Annotated in this window: 13 protein-coding genes and 1 riboswitch; of the genes, 10 read left to right on the top strand and 3 right to left on the bottom strand. The window is 65.9% G+C overall.

Features of this window, described 5'->3' with window-relative positions; translation table 11 throughout:
- Positions 1 to 176 precede the first annotated feature (176 nt).
- Complete coding sequence (locus tag ABB30_RS06125; RefSeq protein ID WP_057637427.1) at positions 177 to 2,012, bottom strand: Na/Pi cotransporter family protein; 1,836 nt, start codon at positions 2,010 to 2,012, stop codon at positions 177 to 179.
- A 166-nt stretch (positions 2,013 to 2,178) separates the two neighbouring features.
- Positions 2,179 to 2,406, top strand: a riboswitch (cobalamin riboswitch).
- A 195-nt stretch (positions 2,407 to 2,601) separates the two neighbouring features.
- Between ABB30_RS06125 and ABB30_RS06120 the strand changes: the two genes are divergently transcribed.
- The gene (locus tag ABB30_RS06120; RefSeq protein WP_057637426.1) at positions 2,602 to 4,986 is read left to right on the top strand and encodes a ribonucleoside-diphosphate reductase subunit alpha; all 2,385 of its coding nucleotides are present in this window, start codon (positions 2,602 to 2,604) and stop codon (positions 4,984 to 4,986) included.
- Positions 4,987 to 5,101: 115 nt separating this feature from the next.
- Here the strand turns inward: ABB30_RS06120 and ABB30_RS06115 are convergent, their stop codons facing one another.
- Positions 5,102 to 5,452 (bottom strand): four helix bundle protein, encoded by a 351-nt coding sequence (locus ABB30_RS06115; protein ID WP_057637425.1) that lies wholly within the window; start codon positions 5,450 to 5,452, stop codon positions 5,102 to 5,104.
- Between the two features lie 137 nt (positions 5,453 to 5,589).
- Here ABB30_RS06115 and ABB30_RS06110 point away from each other — a divergent pair, with 137 nt between their 5' ends.
- The 6 genes from ABB30_RS06110 (at position 5,590) to purU (ending at position 10,352) form a co-directional block, all read left to right on the top strand.
- Positions 5,590 to 6,588 carry a ribonucleotide-diphosphate reductase subunit beta gene (locus ABB30_RS06110; protein WP_057637424.1) on the top strand — a complete coding sequence of 333 codons (999 nt, stop codon included), beginning with the start codon at positions 5,590 to 5,592 and terminating at the stop codon, positions 6,586 to 6,588.
- 144 nt (positions 6,589 to 6,732) lie between these two features.
- Positions 6,733 to 7,152 (top strand): acyl-CoA thioesterase, encoded by a 420-nt coding sequence (locus ABB30_RS06105; protein WP_057637423.1) that lies wholly within the window; start codon positions 6,733 to 6,735, stop codon positions 7,150 to 7,152.
- Between the two features lie 41 nt (positions 7,153 to 7,193).
- Complete coding sequence (locus ABB30_RS06100; protein ID WP_057637422.1) at positions 7,194 to 8,000, top strand: NAD-dependent protein deacetylase; 807 nt, start codon at positions 7,194 to 7,196, stop codon at positions 7,998 to 8,000.
- A 92-nt stretch (positions 8,001 to 8,092) separates the two neighbouring features.
- On the top strand, positions 8,093 to 9,187 hold the full coding sequence (locus tag ABB30_RS06095; protein ID WP_057637421.1) for an NADH:flavin oxidoreductase/NADH oxidase: 1,095 nt from the start codon (positions 8,093 to 8,095) through the stop codon (positions 9,185 to 9,187).
- Positions 9,184 to 9,432: a DUF2798 domain-containing protein gene (locus ABB30_RS06090; protein ID WP_057637420.1), complete on the top strand. Its 249-nt coding sequence runs from the start codon at positions 9,184 to 9,186 to the stop codon at positions 9,430 to 9,432. The genes ABB30_RS06095 and ABB30_RS06090 overlap by 4 nt, the downstream gene beginning before the upstream one ends.
- Positions 9,433 to 9,500: 68 nt before the next feature.
- Positions 9,501 to 10,352, top strand: coding sequence for a formyltetrahydrofolate deformylase (purU, locus tag ABB30_RS06085; protein ID WP_057637419.1), 852 nt, complete (start codon positions 9,501 to 9,503; stop codon positions 10,350 to 10,352).
- 507 nt (positions 10,353 to 10,859) lie between these two features.
- Here the strand turns inward: purU and pncA are convergent.
- A complete protein-coding gene (pncA, locus tag ABB30_RS06080; RefSeq protein WP_057637418.1) occupies positions 10,860 to 11,501 on the bottom strand; it encodes a bifunctional nicotinamidase/pyrazinamidase in 642 nt (213 codons plus the stop codon).
- A gap of 164 nt (positions 11,502 to 11,665) precedes the next feature.
- Between pncA and ABB30_RS06075 the strand changes: the two genes are divergently transcribed.
- From ABB30_RS06075 to ABB30_RS06065, 3 genes are read left to right on the top strand one after another with little or no spacing between them, the layout of a single operon-like run.
- Positions 11,666 to 13,063, top strand: a complete 1,398-nt coding sequence (locus ABB30_RS06075) for a surface lipoprotein assembly modifier (protein WP_057637417.1) — start codon at positions 11,666 to 11,668, stop codon at positions 13,061 to 13,063.
- A gap of 8 nt (positions 13,064 to 13,071) precedes the next feature.
- On the top strand, positions 13,072 to 14,886 hold the full coding sequence (locus tag ABB30_RS06070; protein WP_057637416.1) for a FecR family protein: 1,815 nt from the start codon (positions 13,072 to 13,074) through the stop codon (positions 14,884 to 14,886).
- Positions 14,883 to 17,090 carry a CHASE2 domain-containing protein gene (locus tag ABB30_RS06065; RefSeq protein ID WP_152980601.1) on the top strand — a complete coding sequence of 736 codons (2,208 nt, stop codon included), beginning with the start codon at positions 14,883 to 14,885 and terminating at the stop codon, positions 17,088 to 17,090. Before ABB30_RS06070 ends, ABB30_RS06065 begins: the two co-directional genes overlap by 4 nt.
- Positions 17,091 to 17,097: the final 7 nt, after the last annotated feature.

The following is a 17,097-nucleotide window of genomic DNA, read 5'->3' as shown; positions in this document are numbered from 1 at the left end:
AGGAAGCCCGATTCTAGGGCAGGTTGTGCACTGCAATACGAACCTGCCGGCGGCCATGGGTGATTGCAGTCAGCTTCAGCCGTTCAGGCCTGCCGGCGGCAGCGGGTGGCGCTGCTGCCGGCACCCAAAATCCCTGCCGACGGGGGCCGGGCAGGAGTCTTGGGGGATGTGGCGGCTCAGTCGGGGTGGGGGGCTGACGTCGGTTCGTCGCGGTTGAACAACCCGCGCCAGGGCAGTGCCTGGCTGTGGCCGTCGCCGAGCAGCATCACCTGTTGCAGGTTGTGCACGATGCGCTTGGTGTAGCCCAGGCCATTGATCAGCGAACTGAGCTGATGGCTGTCGATACTGCCCTGGCGGACATCGGCAAACAGCCGCGCGTTGAACTGCTGCTCGAACTGCAGCAGCTGCGGACCGAGCTGCTGCAACTGGGCCCGCCAGCGTTGCGCATCATTGCTGTGGCGGCTGCCACTGCGCAGGCAGGACAGGGCACAGAGCAGCTCCCAGCGCAGGCTCAGCCAAGCGGCGGCTGCAGCGCTGTCGGCGTGCGCCGGTTGCAGTTGACGCTGCAGGTTGGCCTGCAGGGCATGGGCATCCTTGACCGCCTTGACCAGCTGCGAGCCGGCGCCCTGACCATTGCGCCAGAGCTGCTGCTGGGCCGGATCCAGCGGTAGTTCGAAGCGGCTGATGAAGTGCAGCAGCTCGCTCCATACCGGTTTGACCAGTTGCCGGTACAGCGCATCGCTGTCCATGCCACTGCTGGCGATGCGCTGGCGCAGGGCCGGGCTGTCGCGAACCGGAGCATCGAGTTCATCCGGTGGGCAGTACAGGGCCTGGCCGATCACCTCCAGGCTCAACCGGCCCAGGCGGCGCAGCTCCTGGTTGATGGCCAGGGTGGCGCTGTCGGCACTGTGCAGGGCGCTGTCGCTCAGGTGTGGCGAGCGCTGTTGCACACTGCCGGCGGCCAACTGGCCGATCAGGCTGGTGGGGGCATCCGGGTCGGGCATCCAGCGCAGCAGGGTGCCGGCCAGGGCGCTTTGCAGTGGCCAGAACAGGGCCACCCCGATGGCATTGAACAGGGTATGGAACAGGGCCAGCTGGATCAGGGTATTGCTGCCCATGCCGAACCAGGCGGTGATGGCCTGCACGGCCAGTTGCAGCAGGGGCAGGCACAGCAGGGCCACCACGGCGGTGCTGGCATTGAACAGTACATGGGCCACGGCCAGGCGGTGGCCGGCGCGGTTGCCGCCCATCCAGCCCATCACTGCGGTGGAGACGCTGCTGCCCACGTTCGAGCCGATGGCAATGGCCAGGCTCTGCTCGGCCGCCAGCTGGCCGGCGGCCAGCGCGCTCAGGGTCAGCATCAAGGTGGCATGGGAGGACTGCACCACCACGGTGAGCAGGGCGCCGACAGCGACAAACAACACGGTGCCGGCCAGTCCTTCGGCGCTGTAACGGGCCAGGTCGATGCTGGCCATGGCCTGGAAGCCGAATTTGATCTGGTCGATGGCCAGGAAGATGAAGGCGATGCCGATGATCAGCTGGCCGGCGGCACTGCCGCGCTTGCCGGTGTAGCGGGCCAGCACGCCGAACACCAGCAGGGGCAGGGCAACGGCGGACAGGCTGAGGTTCTGCCCGGCCAGGGCCAGCAGCCAGATACCGCTGGTAGCCCCCAGGTTGGCCCCGAGCAGCACCGAAATGGCCCCGGCCAGCTGGATCAAGCCGGTGCTGAGGAAGGCGATGGTCAGCAGCGAGACCAGGGTGGAGGACTGCAGCGCCATGGTGGCGGCAGCGCCGAACAGCAGGCCGCGTGCCGGGGTGGCGGTGCTGCGCCCCAGCCAGCGCTCCATCGCCCCGCCGGCCAGGGCCTTCAGGCCCTGCTCCAGGCACTGCATGCCGAACAGAAACAGCGCCAGCCCGGCGCACAGCTGCAGCCAGCCGTTGCTGTAGTGGAAGGACAGTCCCAGGGCAACGGCCACCATGGCCACGCCAATCCATTTGATCTTCTGCTTCACGCCAGGCTTCCGGATGCGGGCCGGCATTGAAGCAGGTTTTGCCTTCGTTTGCGCCAGCCTTGCTGCCGGCGCGGGCAAACCCGGGCAAACCTTGCAGGGCAAGGCGTGGCGTGGGTTGTCCACAAGTTTGTGCCCAACATCTGGTGTTGCAGTTGTCACATCTGCACCGTATCTTGTGGTCGTCGGTTCCTGCCGGCCCACGGGTTGGCAGGATGAAAAGGGAAGCTGGTGACGCCTGCCAAGGCCATTCCAGCACTGCCCCGCAGCGGTAAATGGGAACGAACCCGTCAATGCACTGGGACGCCAACGGCGACCTGGGAAGCGACGGGCAAGGAGAAGGTGGAACCACCTTCGCGCCCAAAGTCCGAAGACCTGCCGACAGCCGCGCGATGCACGACGCGCGGTGCCGGCTGCGGAGTCTTCGAGGGGAAGACGGCTGGTGAAGTGGCAGCATGCGCGCGGCTGGAGCACAGCCGTTGAGCGCTGCAGCCGCGACACCGCTGATCCCGATCATCGACCTGCTGGCTGGCCAGGGCTTCCTGCGCGGGCAGGAGCCTGTGTGCATTCCTGATCAACCGCAGGCGCCCACATGACCGCTATCGATACTGCCACCGCTCCGGCCCAGGCCGGTTTTGAATTGACCCCGCCCCCCACCGCCACTGCGATGGGCGTGACCAAACGCAATGGCAGCATCGAACCGGTGGATTTGAACAAGATCGTGCGCGCGATCGGCCGCTGCTGCGAGGGCCTGCATGCAGTGGACCCGATGCGGGTGGCCACGCGCACCATCTCCGGCCTGTACAACGGCGCCACCACCGCCGAGCTGGACGAACTGTCCATCCGCACCGCGGCCCTGCTGATCGGCGAAGAGCCCGAGTACGGCCGCCTGGCCGCGCGCCTGCTGGCCAACTTCATTGCCAAGGAAGTGTCCGGCCAGGGCATCCATGCGTTCTCCCAATCGGTCACCCATGGCCATGAGGTCGGCCTGATCAACGACCGCCTGCTGGAGTTCGTGCAGGTCAACGCACGCAAGCTCAACGATGCCATAGACCCGGCCTATGACCTGAACTTTGATTACTTCGGCCTGCGCACCCTGTATGACCGTTACCTGCTGCGCCACCCGCACAACCGCAAGGTCATTGAAACCCCGCAGCAGTTCTTCCTGCGCATTGCCAGCGCGCTGAGCGAGGATGTGCCCGAGGCCCTGGCCCTGTACCAGCGTCTGGGCAGCCTGGATTACCTGCCGTCCAGCCCTACCCTGTTCAATGCCGGTACCCGCCACGAGCAGCTGTCGTCCTGCTTCCTGCTCGATTCGCCGACCGATTCGCTGGACTCGATCTATGCCAAGTACGGCGACATCGCCCAGCTGTCCAAGTTCTCCGGCGGCATCGGTGTCAGCTACACCCGGGTGCGTTCGCGCGGCTCGCTGATCCGCTCCACCAACGGCTATTCCAACGGCATCGTGCCGTGGCTGAAGACCCTGGATTCGTCGGTTTCGGCGGTCAACCAGGGCGGCAAGCGCAAGGGCGCGGCCTGCGTCTACCTGGAAACCTGGCATGCCGACATCGAGGACTTCCTGGAGTTGCGTGACAACGCCGGCGACGAATCGCGCCGCACCCACAATCTCAACCTGGCCAACTGGGTGCCAGACCTGTTCATGGCCCGCGTCGAGCGTGATGAGGCTTGGTCGCTGTTTGACCCCAAGGTGGTGCCGGAGTTCACCGACCTGTACGGCCCGGCCTTCGAGCAGGCCTACCTGCAGGCCGAAGCGCAAGGGTTGGCGGCCAAGCAGGTGTCGGCGCGCAAGCTCTACGCGCGCATGATGCGCACCCTGGCCGAGACCGGCAACGGCTGGATGACCTTCAAGGACAAGTGCAACCTGGCCAGCAACCAGACCCTGCGCCCGGGCAATGTGATCCACCTGTCCAACCTGTGCACCGAGATCCTGGAGGTCACCTCCGACGCGGAAACCGCGGTGTGCAACTTAGGGTCGATCAACCTGGCCAACCATGTGGGTGCCGATGGCAGCTTCGATTTCGACAAGCTGGCCGAAACCGTGCGCCTGGCCGTGCGCCAGCTGGACCGGGTGATCGACCTGAACTTCTATCCGATCGCAACCGCCCGCCACGGCAACCTGCGCTGGCGCCCGGTGGGCCTGGGCTGCATGGGCCTGCAGGACGTGTTCTTCCGCAACCGCCTGGCCTTTGATTCGCAAGCTGCCCGCGAGCTGTCCAAAAAGATCGCCGAGGAAATCTATTTCCATGCGCTTCAAGCCTCGTGCGAGCTGGCCATTGAACGTGGCCGCCACCCGACCTTCGACGACACCCGCGCCGCCCTGGGCCAGCTGCAGTTTGATGCCTGGAATGTGGTGCCGAATGATCCCGCACGCTGGGATGCCCTGCGTGAGCGGATCACCACCCATGGCCTGCGCAACTCGCTGATCATCGCCATTGCACCGACCGCGACCATCGCCTCGATTGCCGGCTGCTACGAGTGCATCGAGCCGCAGGTTTCCAACCTGTTCAAGCGCGAAACCCTGTCCGGCGACTTCCTGCAGATCAACAAGCACCTGGTGGCCGAGCTCAAGGCCCTGGGCCTGTGGACCGAGCCGATGCGCGATGCGATCAAGCTGGCCGATGGCTCGATCCAGCAGCTGGAGCAGATTCCGCAGGTGCTGCGCCACATCTACCGCACCGCGTGGGAACTGCCGATGCGTGCGCTGATCGACATGGCCGCCGAGCGCGGTGCCTTCATCGACCAGAGCGCCTCGCTGAACCTGTTCATGGAAAGCCCGAACATCGGCGCGATGTCCTCCATGTACATGTACGCCTGGAAGCAGGGCATCAAGACCACCTACTACCTGCGCTCGCGCCCGGCCACCAAAATCGCCAAGACCACCGTGTCCAGCTATAGCCCTGCCGAAGCGGTGGCCTGCTCGCTGGAGAACCCGGAAGCCTGCGAGGCATGCCAGTAAAGCAGGAAAGAGTGGTGAGGAAAGAGAAACGAGTAAAGGCAATGCAAAAGCGATTGATCCGCTCCACTCGTTCCTCGTTCCTCGTTCCTCGTTTCTCGTTTCTCTTCACTCGTTTCTAGCTTCTGAATCTGCGTCTGAGCGTGGTCAGCATGCGGCTGGCTTCATCTATCAGCCCGTATGTCGGCTGCAGCTCGGCGCAGCTTATCCAGCCAAGGCGTTCGCACAGCAGCAACTGGGTATGCAGTTCGGAAAGTGAGCCCTGTGCAATGGCCAGAAATTGTGATTTTTCCTTGCGTGGTTCGCGTGACCAGCCTTCGGCGATGTTGCTGGGAATGGACACGGAAGCGCGGGTGATCTGCAGACGAACACCAAAGCGTTCTTCGGCCGGGATCTGTATCGAACAGCGGCAGGCTGCTTCTGCCAGTGCCATGGCTTTTTGCCAGATGACGGCATTGCGGTAGTGCATTGCCACGGCCCTCTCTCTCTCCCTGGGCACCATCGCGCATGGCTGCCCCACCGCGAATCAGGAAACACCCCATGTCCAACCCAGTTGATACCACCTCTGCTCCCGTTGCTCGTTCCTCTACACTCGTTCCCCGCCAGATGCTGCTCGACCCGGGTTTCGAGCTGACCCTGCGCCCGATGCGTTACCCGGACTTCTACGAGATGTACCGCAACGCGATCAAGAACAGCTGGACGGTGGAGGAGATCAACTTCCAGATCGACATCACCGACCTGCACGACAAGATGAGCCCGGCCGACCGCCATCTCATCCACCGCCTGGTGGCCTTCTTCGCCACCGGCGACTCGATCGTGTCCAACAACCTGGTGCTAAACCTGTACCAGCACTTGAATGCGCCGGAAGCGCGCATGTACCTGTCGCGCCAGTTGTATGAGGAAGCGCTGCATGTGCAGTTCTACCTGACCCTGCTGGACAACTACCTGCCCGACCCGGACGAGCGCAACAAGGCATTCTCGGCCGTTGAAAACATTGCCTCGATCAAGGCCAAGGCCGATTTCTGCTTCAAGTGGATCGATTCGATCCAGGGCCTGACCCGGATCGAAACGCGCGAGCAGCGTCGCCAGTTCCTGCTCAACCAGATCTGCTTTGCCGCCTGCATCGAAGGCCTGTTCTTCTTTGCCGCCTTCGCCTATGTGTACTACTTCCGTTCGCGTGGCCTGCTTCCGGGCCTGGCCTCGGGCACCAACTGGGTGTTCCGCGACGAAAGCTGCCACATGGAATTTGCCTTTGAATGCGTGCGCACGATCCGTGCCGAAGAGCCGGACCTGTTCGATGCGCAGATGGAGCAGCAGGTCTACCAGATGCTGGAGGAGGCGATCGCCTGCGAACTGCAGTTTGCGCAAGATGTGCTCTCCGGCGGGGTGGCCGGCATTTCCACCAACGACATGCGCCAGTACCTGCAGCACTGCGCCGACAACCACTTCGCCAAGCTGGGCATGGCGCGCAAGTACAACGTGCGCAACCCGCTGCCGTTCATGGAGTTGCAGGACGTGCAGGAACTGACCAACTTCTTCGAGCGCCGGGCCTCGGCCTACCAGGTCGGCGTGCAGGGTGAAGTGGCCTTCGACATGGCGTTCTGAGCCGGGAAAACGCCCATGCTGAATATGGCTGTACATGCCGCTGGCCCGTATTCAGCAGGTGGGGGCGTAAAATTGGCGTCCCCACACAGCCCCATGCCACGGTATCGCTTACCGTGGCCTGCGGTGCACAGCCAAAGACATCACATGACCCCGATTCCGCAGACTGATCCGCCGTTGGAAGTACGCATGGCCGAGATCGTGTTCCCCAACCACACCAACCACATGGGCACCCTGTTTGGTGGCCAGGCCCTGGCCTGGATGGACAAGGCGGCCTTCCTCGCCGCGGCCCGCTACTCGCGCCGCACCGTGGTGACCGCCCGCTCGGACCAGGTGGATTTCAAGCTGCCGATCCGCGTCGGCCAGATGGTGGAAACCATCGGCCGCATCGTCTCGGTCGGCCGCACCTCGATGAAAGTGGAAGTGGAACTGGTCACCGAAGACCTGCAGACCGGTACCCGCAAGCTGTGTACCCGCGGTGAGTTTGTGATGATCGCACTGGATGCTGACGGTCATCCGACGGCGGTGCCGCGCATGCCGGCAACCCACGACGCAGACCAGGCCTGAGCCTGCTTGCCAGCACTGGCGTGAGGCGGCAGGCTGGGTCGATGACCCAGACCCTTCCCGCCTTCATTGCTGCCCACCGGCGCCTGCTGGTGATTACCGGTGCCGGCATCAGCACCGGCTCGGGCATCCCCGACTATCGCGACCGTGACGGGGCCTGGAAACGGCCGCCGCCGATGACCTTCCAGGCCTTCACCGGCAGCGAGGCGGGGCGACGCCGTTACTGGGCGCGTTCGCTGGTGGGCTGGCCACGTTTCGGCATGGCCCGGCCCAATGCCGCCCACCATCTGCTGGCCACGCTGCAACAGCGTGGGCGCGTGCAGGCCCTGGTGACCCAGAACGTGGATGGGCTGCACCAGGCCGCCGGCAGCACCGGTGTCATCGACCTGCACGGCCGGCTCGATGCCATCGTCTGCCTGGGCTGTGGCACGCGCAGTGCACGTACGGATTTCCAGCAGGCCCTGGTGGCCGCCAACCCGTCCTGGGTGGACCGACCGGCCGGTCTGGCGCCCGATGGTGATGCCGACCTGGACGAGGTCGATTTTTCCAGCTTCCACGTGCCGGCCTGTGTGCGCTGTGGCGGCCTGCTCAAACCCGACGTGGTGTTCTTCGGCGAGTCTGTGCCCAGGCAGCGGGTCGCCGCGGTGCAGGCCCACCTTGACGCGTCCGATGCGGTGTTGGTGGTCGGTTCCTCGCTGATGGTCTGGTCCGGCTTCCGCTTCCTCAAGGCGGCCGCCGCTGCGCAGCGGCCCATCGCCATCCTCAACCGTGGCGTGACCCGGGCCGATGACCTGGCCCAGCTCAAGTGCGAGGACGACATCGCCACCGCCCTGGCCCGGGCCCTGGGCTGAGGCCCACAACACGCTGTTGCGCCGCTGCCCCTTGCCGGCCGGCGGCCGCCGCGCTGCAATGACAGGCTGAACGCCCTGCCGCTGGAATTCCCATGAGCCACCTGTTCTCGCCCCTTGCCCTGGGCCCGCTGACCCTGTCCAACCGCATCGTGATTGCGCCGATGTGCCAGTACTCGGCCGACAACGGTCATGCCGGCAGCTGGCATGCCATGCATTACGGCCAGTTGGCCCAGTCCGGAGCTGGCCTGTTGATCATCGAAGCCACCGCGGTGCAGGCCAACGGGCGCATCAGCTGGGCCGATACCGGCCTGTGGGATGAGGCCTGCCAGGCGGCCTGGCAGCCGGTGCTGGCCGGCATCCGCCAGTGGTCGGCGATGCCGCTGGGCATCCAGCTGGCCCATGCCGGACGCAAGGCATCCTGCCACCGCCCCTGGGAGGGCGGGGCACAGATGGCCGCTGACGATGCGCGCAGCTGGCCGACGGTGTCGGCCAGTGCGCAGCCATATGCCGCGCACGAAGCTGCCCCGCAGGCCCTGGACCAGGCGGGTATCGATGCGCTGATTGCCGACTTCGTCAGTGCGGCAACGCGGGCGCAGGCGCTTGGCCTGGAGCTGATCGAGATCCATGCCGCCCACGGTTATCTGCTGCACCAGTTCCTGTCACCATTGAGCAACACGCGCAGCGACCGCTGGGGCGGCAGCCTGGAAAACCGCATGGCCCTGCTGCTGGCGGTGTTTGATGCCATCAAGGCTGCAGTCGGCGATGGCATGGCGGTGGGCGTGCGAATCTCGGCCACCGACTGGGTGGCAGGCGGCTGGGACCTGGCCCAGAGCATCGAACTGGCCCGTGTGTTGGACGCGCGTGGCTGCCATTTCCTGCATGTCTCCAGCGGTGGCCTGGATGCGCGCCAGCAGATTGCGGTCGGCCCGGGTTACCAGGTGCCGCTGGCCCAGGCGATCAAGGCGCAGGTGGGCATGCCGGTGATCGCGGTGGGCATGATCACCGAGCCGACCCATGCCGAAGGCATTGTTGCCAGTGGCCAGGCCGATGCGATCGGCATTGCCCGCGGCATCCTCTACAACCCTCGCTGGCCCTGGCATGCCGCCGCTGCGCTGGGCGCCACGGTGACCGCGGCCCCGCAGTACCGGCGTTGCGAGCCGCGCACTGCGCGCGGGGTGTTCGCATGAGCCGGCGTGACTGGCGGCTGCCGCCGAAGATGATGCCGCTGGTGTTCGCCTTCTGGATGGCGGCGATCATGGCGCTGCTGATGTGTACGGTGATCACCGTGGCCAATACCGGTATTGATGCGGGCTTGCCGGGCCGGGTTGGACGCGCCTATGTACTGGCGATGCCGGTGGCCTTTGCCTGCGTGCTGCTGGTGCGCCCGCTGGTGGCCCGGCTGGTGCGCCTGTGCGTGCGTGATGTGCCTTGAGCCGGCAGCAACGGTTGCAGTGGTGACCGTTGTGCAGAGCAGCATCTGCTTGCCCTAGACTTCAGGCGATGAGCCAGAACGATTACATCCTGACCCTGTCCTGCCCGGATCGCACCGGGATTGTCTACCGTGTTTCCGGCCTGTTGTTCCAGGCCGGCTGCAATATCCTCGATGCCCAGCAGTTCGGCGACGAGGAGAGCGGGCGCTTCTTCCTGCGTGTGCACTTCTCCCTCGGCCAGGCCGCACGGGAGGCGGTACAGGCGCAGTTTGCCGTGCTTGCCGCCGAGTTCGACATGCAATGGCAACTGCACGATGCGCGCAAGCCGGCGCGCCTGCTGGTGCTGGTGAGCAAGCAGGGCCATTGCCTGAATGACCTGCTGTTCCGCAGCCACAGCCGCCAGCTCAATGTGGAGATTGCCGCGGTGGCCTCCAACCACCCGGACTTCGGCCCGCTGGCTACTTCCTACGGTGTGCCGTTTCACCACCTGCCGGTGGATGCGGACAGCCGTGCGGCGCAGGAGCAGCAGATCATCGACCTGGTGCAGCGCGAGAACATCGATCTGGTGGTGCTGGCCCGCTACATGCAGATCCTCTCGCCACGTCTGTGCCAGACGCTGGCCGGCAAGGCGATCAACATCCACCACAGCTTCCTGCCCAGCTTCAAGGGCGCCCAGCCGTATCACCAGGCCCACGCCCGTGGGGTCAAGATCATCGGCGCCACTGCCCACTACGTCACCGACGACCTGGACGAAGGCCCGATCATCGAGCAGGACGTGGCCCGTGTGGACCACGCCATGACCCCGGCCGACCTGGTCCGCCTGGGCAGTGATACCGAATCCCAGGTGCTGGCCCGTGCCGTCCGACGCCATGTCGAGCACCGCATCCTGCTCAACGGCCACCGCACGGTGGTGTTCCGTTAGTAGCGAAGAACGAGTGGGGGTGGCGAGGAACGAGTGGGTAACCGCGAGCAACGAGTGAGGAGTAACGAGGAACGAGAGGAAGCCTGCTGTGGCTTCACTCGTTCCTCTTTCCTCACAACTCGTTACTTGCCCGGAGGAGTAACGAGGAACGAGTGAGAGCCGGCTGTGGCTTCACTCGTTCCTCTTTCCTCACTACTCGTTACTTGCCCGGAAGCGTAGTGAGAAACGAGAGGAAGCCTGCTGTGGCTTTACTCGTTCCTCTTTCCTCGCAACTCGTTACTTGCCCGGAGGAGTAACGAGGAACGAGTGAGAGCCGGCTGTGGCTTCACTCGTTCCTCTTTCCTCACTACTCGTTACTTGCCCGGAAGCGTAGCGAGAAACGAGAGGAAGCCTGCTGTGGCTTCACTCGTTCCTCTTTCCTCACTACTCGTTACTTGCCCGGAGGAGTAACGAGGAACGAGGGGGAGCCGGCTGTGGCTTCACTCGTTTCTCTTTCCTCGCAACTCGTTACTGGCACTCCCCCTCAACGATCCGGATGCCGGCCGTTTCCAGGGCGGTGCGGGTCGGGGCGTCGCCATCGGGGCTGACCGGTCGGGTCAGGTCCCACAGGAACGTCACCTTGAAGCCGGCAGCGGCGGCGTCCTGGGCGCTCCACAGCACGCAGTAGTCGCGGGCCAGGCCACAGACGTGGACGCTGCTGATGCCGCGTTCGCGCAGCCAGCCGGCCAGGCCGGTGGCCGGGCGCTGGCCATCCGGGCCATGGTTTTCGAACAAGGCGCTGTAGGAGTCGACCTGGGCATTGCTGCCCTTGCGCAGGATCAGGTCGGCCGCATCCCAGTTGACTGCTTCTGCAAGCGCGGCACCGGCGCTGCCGGCCACGCAATGGTCCGGCCACAGGGTCTGCGCCTGGCCGTGCAGCATGATCTGCTCGAAGGCGGCGTGGCCCGGGTGCTGGCTGGCAAAGGAGGCATGGTTGGCCGGATGCCAGTCCTGGGTGGCCACTACGGTCTGGTAGCGGCCGCTGGCCAGCAGCGCGGCAATCGGTGCAACGATGGCGTCGCCCTGGTGGCAGGGCAGGGCCCCGCCGGGCATGAAGTCCGGCTGCAGGTCGACGACGATCAGGGCGGTATCGGCAGGGTGGCGGGACATGGCAGTACACACGGGGAGGTCGGCGCACGGTAGCGTGCGGTTGCTGGTCTGGCCAGTCCTTGTCTGACTGTGCTCTTACGCAGGCATGCCACGCTCGGCGAGAATGTGACGTTTATCGAACATTGACGGTTGTCCAGCGGCAATCCGGGGGCAGGGAAACGGGGATGGCAAAGGCTTGCAGCAAGGTCGTGCGAGGGCGTGGCAAGGCCGCCTGGATGGTGGCGGTGTTGGGCGGGGTGTTTGCCGGCAGTGCGAATGCCCAGCACCAGCAGTACAACCTGCCGGCGCAGGTCGATGCGGCCCAGGTCGATGTGCTGGAGGCGCAGCGGCGGCAGTTGTTCGAGCGCATCCTGGCCGAACCGGGCGATATCGACGCCGGCTTCGCCTATGCGGTGCTGTCCACCCGGCTGGGTGATTACGAGGCGGCCATTGCCACCTACGAGCGCCTGTTGATCCAGCATCCGGACACGCCACGCCTGCAGCTGGAGCTGGCCGCGCTGTACTACCGCCTTGGCGCCCAGGCCCAGGCCGAGGCCTTGTTTGCGCAGGTACTGGCGCGTGCCGACACTCCGGACAATGTGCGCCTGCGCATCAACGGCTATCTGGCCCAGATCACCGGGCAGCGCCGCCAGCAAGGGGGCTTCAGTGGCCGCGCCAGCATCGGCCTGCGGGCGGAGAGCAATGCCAACGCCGCGCCGGATATCGGCAGCATCAGCCTCAACGGGCTGGAGTTCGAGCTGGCTCCCGAAGCCCGTGCGGCCAGTGACCAGAGCACCCAGCTGGCCCTGGGCCTGCGCCAGCGCCAGCCCCTGGGCGGCAGCGGCCACCTGCTGGATGTGGCCTTCAATGCCAGCAGCAACCATTACCGCGAGCTGGACCGGCTGGACAGCCAGATGGCCGAACTGCGCATCGGCCCGGACCTGTCGGTGGAGGCGACAGGCCTGCGCCAGGGACGCTGGTGGACCTCGCTGGTGCTGGCACAGAGCTGGCTCGATGGCAGCCGTTACCAGAACAACCACGGCATCAGCAGTGGCCTGCGCTGGTCGGTGGCGCGCCAGTCGGCGCTGCAGCTGGGGCTGGACTGGCGCGATGAGCGTTACACCCCGCAGGCGGCTTCGGCCTCGGCACGTGATTTTTCCGGCCAGCGTTGGCGCAGCAGTGTGCTGTTCTCGCAGCAGGGCAGCGACAACTGGCAATGGATGGCCGGCTTGGTCTGGGAACAGCGCAATGCACGCACGGCGTGGGACAGCTATCACGAGCCACGTCTGCAGCTGGGCGCCAGCCATCGCCACCGTCCGCTGCTGGGCCAGGGCGGCAAGCCCTGGACCAGTTCGCTGAGCCTGCAGCAGGCCTGGCGGCATGCCGACGCGCCGATGCCGGTGATCGATGCGCAGCATGCCCAGCGCAGCGATGAGCAGCTGCTGCAGTGGGTCACCAGCGTGCCGTTGACACCGGCCACCCAGTTGCAGCTGTACGCCGGTTGGCGCCGCGTGCAGTCCAATTACGCGTTGCGTGACTACAGCAACCGTTATGCCGGCATGTCGCTGGCCTGGCAGTTTTGAGGATTCCCATGGCCAAGCACACACAGACCATCGCCATCACCAGCGCACTGCTGCTCAGCGTGCCGGCCTGGGCGCAACAGGTGGGCACCGCTGCCGGTGTTTCGCCGGCGGCCAGCAGCCGCAGCGGCCAAGGCGCACTGCGCCAGGTCCGCCTGGGCGACCATGTGCTGCACAACCAGCACTTCCAGACCGATGCCAACGGCGTGGTCCAGATCCTGCTGGCCGATGGCACCAGTTTCACCATCGGCCCGCGTTCGGCGCTGACCATTGATGAGTTCGTCTACGACCCACGGCGCGGGACTGCGCGGGTAGCGGCCAGTGCCGGCAGGGGTGTGTTGCGTTTCATCGGTGGCGCCGCATCCAAGCCGGGCGGGTCGGCCACGGTGAAGACGCCGGTGGGGGTCGCCGGCATCCGTGGCGCGATCGTGGATTTCGCCCTGCCCGGTGACGGCCCGGGGCCGCTGCGCATCGACCTGCATTACGGTGATGGGGTCAGCCTGAGCTGCAACAACGGTGCCGGTGGCGCGTTGTCGGCAGGCGGGCAATCGATGTTGGTCAGTACCGATGGCGATGGCTGCGGGGTGATCCGCCATGCGTCGATCCAGCAACCGCTCAACCCCGGTCAGGTGCCTGCCGGTGCTCCGGGTGCCGGCCAACCCCTGGCCGGTGATGCAGGTGGCCTGGGCGCTGCGCCCAATGGGCTGGCCGGATTCAGTGGGGCACCGATGCCCGAGGACACCACCGACCGCAGCCAACCGCTGCAGACCGATGGCAGCCCCGGGTTGGCACTGGCCGAGCAGCAGCTGCAGCAGCAGTTGCTGGAGTTGATCCGTCAATTGCCTCCTGTCGATGTGCCTTCGCCAATGCCGCAGCCGCCGGCACCTGCTCCGGAACCTGCGCCTGCACCCGCTCCAGAGCCTGCTCCCGCACCGGCCCCGGAACCTGCGCCTGCACCCGCTCCAGAGCCTGCTCCCGCGCCGGCCCCGGAACCTGCGCCTGCACCCGCTCCAGAGCCTGCGCCTGCGCCGGCACCCGCACAAACCCTGGAGGGCAGCTATCGCGGCTTTGCCGGGGCGCTGGATGCCAGTGGCCAGACGCGTATGCCGGGTACCGCAGAGCTGACCTTCAGCACCGCCAACAGCACGGTCAGTGCACGGATTTCCCCCATGCAGTGGGAGGGACTGAGCTGGGAGCTGGAAGGCAGCGAGGGCCGTTATGCCGCTGACAATGATTTTGATGGCAGCAACATCACCCTTGATCCGAATGCGCCCAATACCCTGCAGTCGGCTGCCGATCCGACCCTGCTGTGTGACTGCGATTACCTGACCTGGGGCCGCTGGAATGCCGGCATCGAGGGCAATGGCACCAGCTATGGCCCCTTTGATGGTTACTGGGTGGCAGGCCAGCTCAGCGAGGTGGCCGAGCTGCCGCAGAGCGGGCAGGCCACCTACAACGGCCATGCGGTGGGCATGGTCAGTGATGGGGTGGACATCACCCATGGCGTACAGGGCGATTTCCAGGCGGTGGTGGATTTTGGCAGTGGCCAGGGCAGCCTGCAGATCAGTAATTTCGATGGCCGCAGCTTTGGCAGCAGCAATCTGGACATCAACAACAGCGGCATGCTGGCCTGGGGCTTCCAGGGGGAGTTGAGTGACGGTGCCGATATCAACGGCCAGTACCAGGCCGGTTTTGCCTCCGATGGCAGCGACCCGGCGGCCGCGATGATCGGTACCTTCTCGGCTGATGATGCCAATGCGGGCTGGTCGGCCAGCGGGGTGTTCGGTGGCACCCGTGATGGCAGTGGCGGGGCACAACAGCCGTGAGCCGTCGACGCTTTTCCCGCTTGCCGCAGCGGCTGCGCTTTGTGCTGGTCGGGATGCTGCTGCTGGTGCTGGCCCTGCTGCTGGATGTGGTGTTCCGTGACGGCATGGGTCGCCTGACGGCCCTGCTGCACGATGGTTGGCAGCGTGCCCAGCCCCGCAGCGCTACCCTGGAGCCCGGGGTGGTGGTGGTGGACATCGACGAGGCCTCGTTGGCACGGCTGGGGCAATGGCCGTGGCCACGCGACCGCGTGGGGGCACTGGTTGATGCGCTGGGCCAGCGCGGTGCGGCCGTGATTGCCTTCGACATGGCCTTTACCGAAGCCGACCGCACCTCCTTGCTGGCCCAGGTGGAACGCCTGCAGCAGCGCGGTATCCATCTGCAGGCCGGGTTGGCACCGGAGCTGCTGGACAACGATCTGGCCTTTGCCGCCGCCATTGCCCGCAATCGCGTGGTGATGGGGGTGGCGCTGAGCAACGAAGGATCCGGCAGCGTGGGCGCACCGCTGGCGGGCATCGCCCATGCCGGCAGTGACCCGCGCCAGTACCTGCCCGACTACCGCGGTGGCCTGGACAACCTGCCATCACTGAGCGCCGCGGCCAGTGGCATCGGCAGTTTTTCCTTTCCCCCGGCGGCGGACAATGTGATCCGGCAGATGCCGTTGATCGCCCAGGGCGGTGGCCAGTTGTACCCCGGTCTGGCGGTGGAGGCGCTGCGTGTGGCCCAGGGAGCCAGTGGCGTGCAGCTGCGCAGCAGCGATGCCAGTGGCGAGCAGGCCGGCCTGCAGCCGGCTTTGACCGATCTGCGCGTGGGCATGCTGGACATCCCCAGCCAGGCCGATGGCAGCGTGCGCATCCATTATTCGGGCATGCCGCACATGCCGGTGATTCCGGCCTGGCAGCTGCTGCAGGACGCACCGGCGCTGGACGATGGCGTGCTGGACGGGCGTGTGGTGTTGATCGGCACTTCGGCCATCGGCCTGCGCGATATCGTGGCCACACCGCTGGCCGCGGCCGTGCCCGGGGTCAACGTGCATGCCGAGTTGGTGGACCAGGCCCTCAATGGCCAGTACCTGATCCGCCCGGACTGGGCACGCGGGGCAGAAGTGCTGCTGGCCCTGCTGGCCGGGGGGGTGTTGTTGCTGGCGATGCTGCCCGGCCGCGCGCTGCCGGCCAGCCTGGCCTTGCTGGTGCTGCTGGGTGGCCTGCTGGCGGCCAGCTGGTGGGGATACAGCCGCCAGCACTGGCTGCTTGATCCGTTGCCCGGCGTGCTCAGCCTGGGCCTGCTGTTCATCGGCATGATGCCCTTGCTGCTGTTTGCAGGTAACCGTGAAAAGCGCCAGGTGCGCGAGGCTTTCGGGCGCTATCTGTCACCGACCCTGGTGCAGCGCCTGGCCGAGGATCCCAAAGCCCTGCGTCTGGGCGGTGAGAGCCGGCAGATCAGCGTGCTGTTTTCCGATATCCGTGGCTTCACCAGCCTGTCCGAATCGCTGGCGCCCGATGCCCTGACCGCCCTGCTCAACGGCCTGCTGACGCCGATGACCGAAGTCCTGCTGGCCCACGAGGCCACCATCGACAAGTACATCGGTGATGCCATCATGGCGTTCTGGAATGCGCCACTGGACATCGATGCGCATCCGCGCAAGGCCTGCCTGGGGGCACTGGGCATGGTGGCGGCAGTGCGGGCACATAACGCCGGCCAGGCCCAGGCACTGCAGGTAGGGATCGGGCTCCACACCGGCCTGGCCTGCGTGGGCAACCTCGGCTCGACCCAGCGGTTTTCCTATTCGGCCATCGGCGACACCGTCAATCTCGCCGCCCGGGTCGAGGGGCTGACCAAGCAGTACGCGGTGGATGTGCTCATCACCGGGGCGGTGCAGGCGCAGGTGCCGGATCTGGCCACCCTGATGCTGGACCGGGTGCAGGTGGTCGGGCGCGCCGAAGCGGTTGATCTGCATGTGCTGCTCGGGGATGCAGAGTTGGCTGCCTGCCCGCAGTTCCAGGCTTTCGCGCAGCGCCACATGGCGATGATCGGCCTGTACCTGGATGGCCAGTTTGCCGCCGCACTGGCCGCACTGGATCGCTTGTCCGCCGAGCCGTGGTCAGAGCTGCAAGGCTTTTATGGCATCCTGCGCCAGCGTCTGGCCGGGCTGGAACAATCACCTCCCGGGCACTGGTCCGGGGTCCATGTGGCCGGCAGCAAATAAGCCTGTC

This window comes from Stenotrophomonas ginsengisoli (assembly GCF_001431485.1).
In the GTDB taxonomy this organism is placed as follows: domain Bacteria; phylum Pseudomonadota; class Gammaproteobacteria; order Xanthomonadales; family Xanthomonadaceae; genus Stenotrophomonas; species Stenotrophomonas ginsengisoli.
The sequence above is the reverse complement of the archived record's forward strand: the minus strand, read 5'-3'. Positions and strand labels throughout refer to the sequence as shown.

Excerpts from the sequence above, each read along its gene's own strand:
- ABB30_RS06120 (WP_057637426.1), top strand. The coding sequence starts at position 2,602 with ATGACCGCTATCGATACTGCCACCGCTCCGGCCCAGGCCGGTTTTGAA.
- ABB30_RS06115 (WP_057637425.1), bottom strand. The coding sequence starts at position 5,452 with ATGCACTACCGCAATGCCGTCATCTGGCAAAAAGCCATGGCACTGGCA.
- ABB30_RS06110 (WP_057637424.1), top strand. The coding sequence starts at position 5,590 with ATGCTGCTCGACCCGGGTTTCGAGCTGACCCTGCGCCCGATGCGTTAC.
- ABB30_RS06105 (WP_057637423.1), top strand. The coding sequence starts at position 6,733 with ATGACCCCGATTCCGCAGACTGATCCGCCGTTGGAAGTACGCATGGCC.
- ABB30_RS06100 (WP_057637422.1), top strand. The coding sequence starts at position 7,194 with ATGACCCAGACCCTTCCCGCCTTCATTGCTGCCCACCGGCGCCTGCTG.
- ABB30_RS06095 (WP_057637421.1), top strand. The coding sequence starts at position 8,093 with ATGAGCCACCTGTTCTCGCCCCTTGCCCTGGGCCCGCTGACCCTGTCC.
- ABB30_RS06090 (WP_057637420.1), top strand. The coding sequence starts at position 9,184 with ATGAGCCGGCGTGACTGGCGGCTGCCGCCGAAGATGATGCCGCTGGTG.
- purU (WP_057637419.1), top strand. The coding sequence starts at position 9,501 with ATGAGCCAGAACGATTACATCCTGACCCTGTCCTGCCCGGATCGCACC.
- pncA (WP_057637418.1), bottom strand. The coding sequence starts at position 11,501 with ATGTCCCGCCACCCTGCCGATACCGCCCTGATCGTCGTCGACCTGCAG.
- ABB30_RS06075 (WP_057637417.1), top strand. The coding sequence starts at position 11,666 with ATGGCAAAGGCTTGCAGCAAGGTCGTGCGAGGGCGTGGCAAGGCCGCC.
- ABB30_RS06070 (WP_057637416.1), top strand. The coding sequence starts at position 13,072 with ATGGCCAAGCACACACAGACCATCGCCATCACCAGCGCACTGCTGCTC.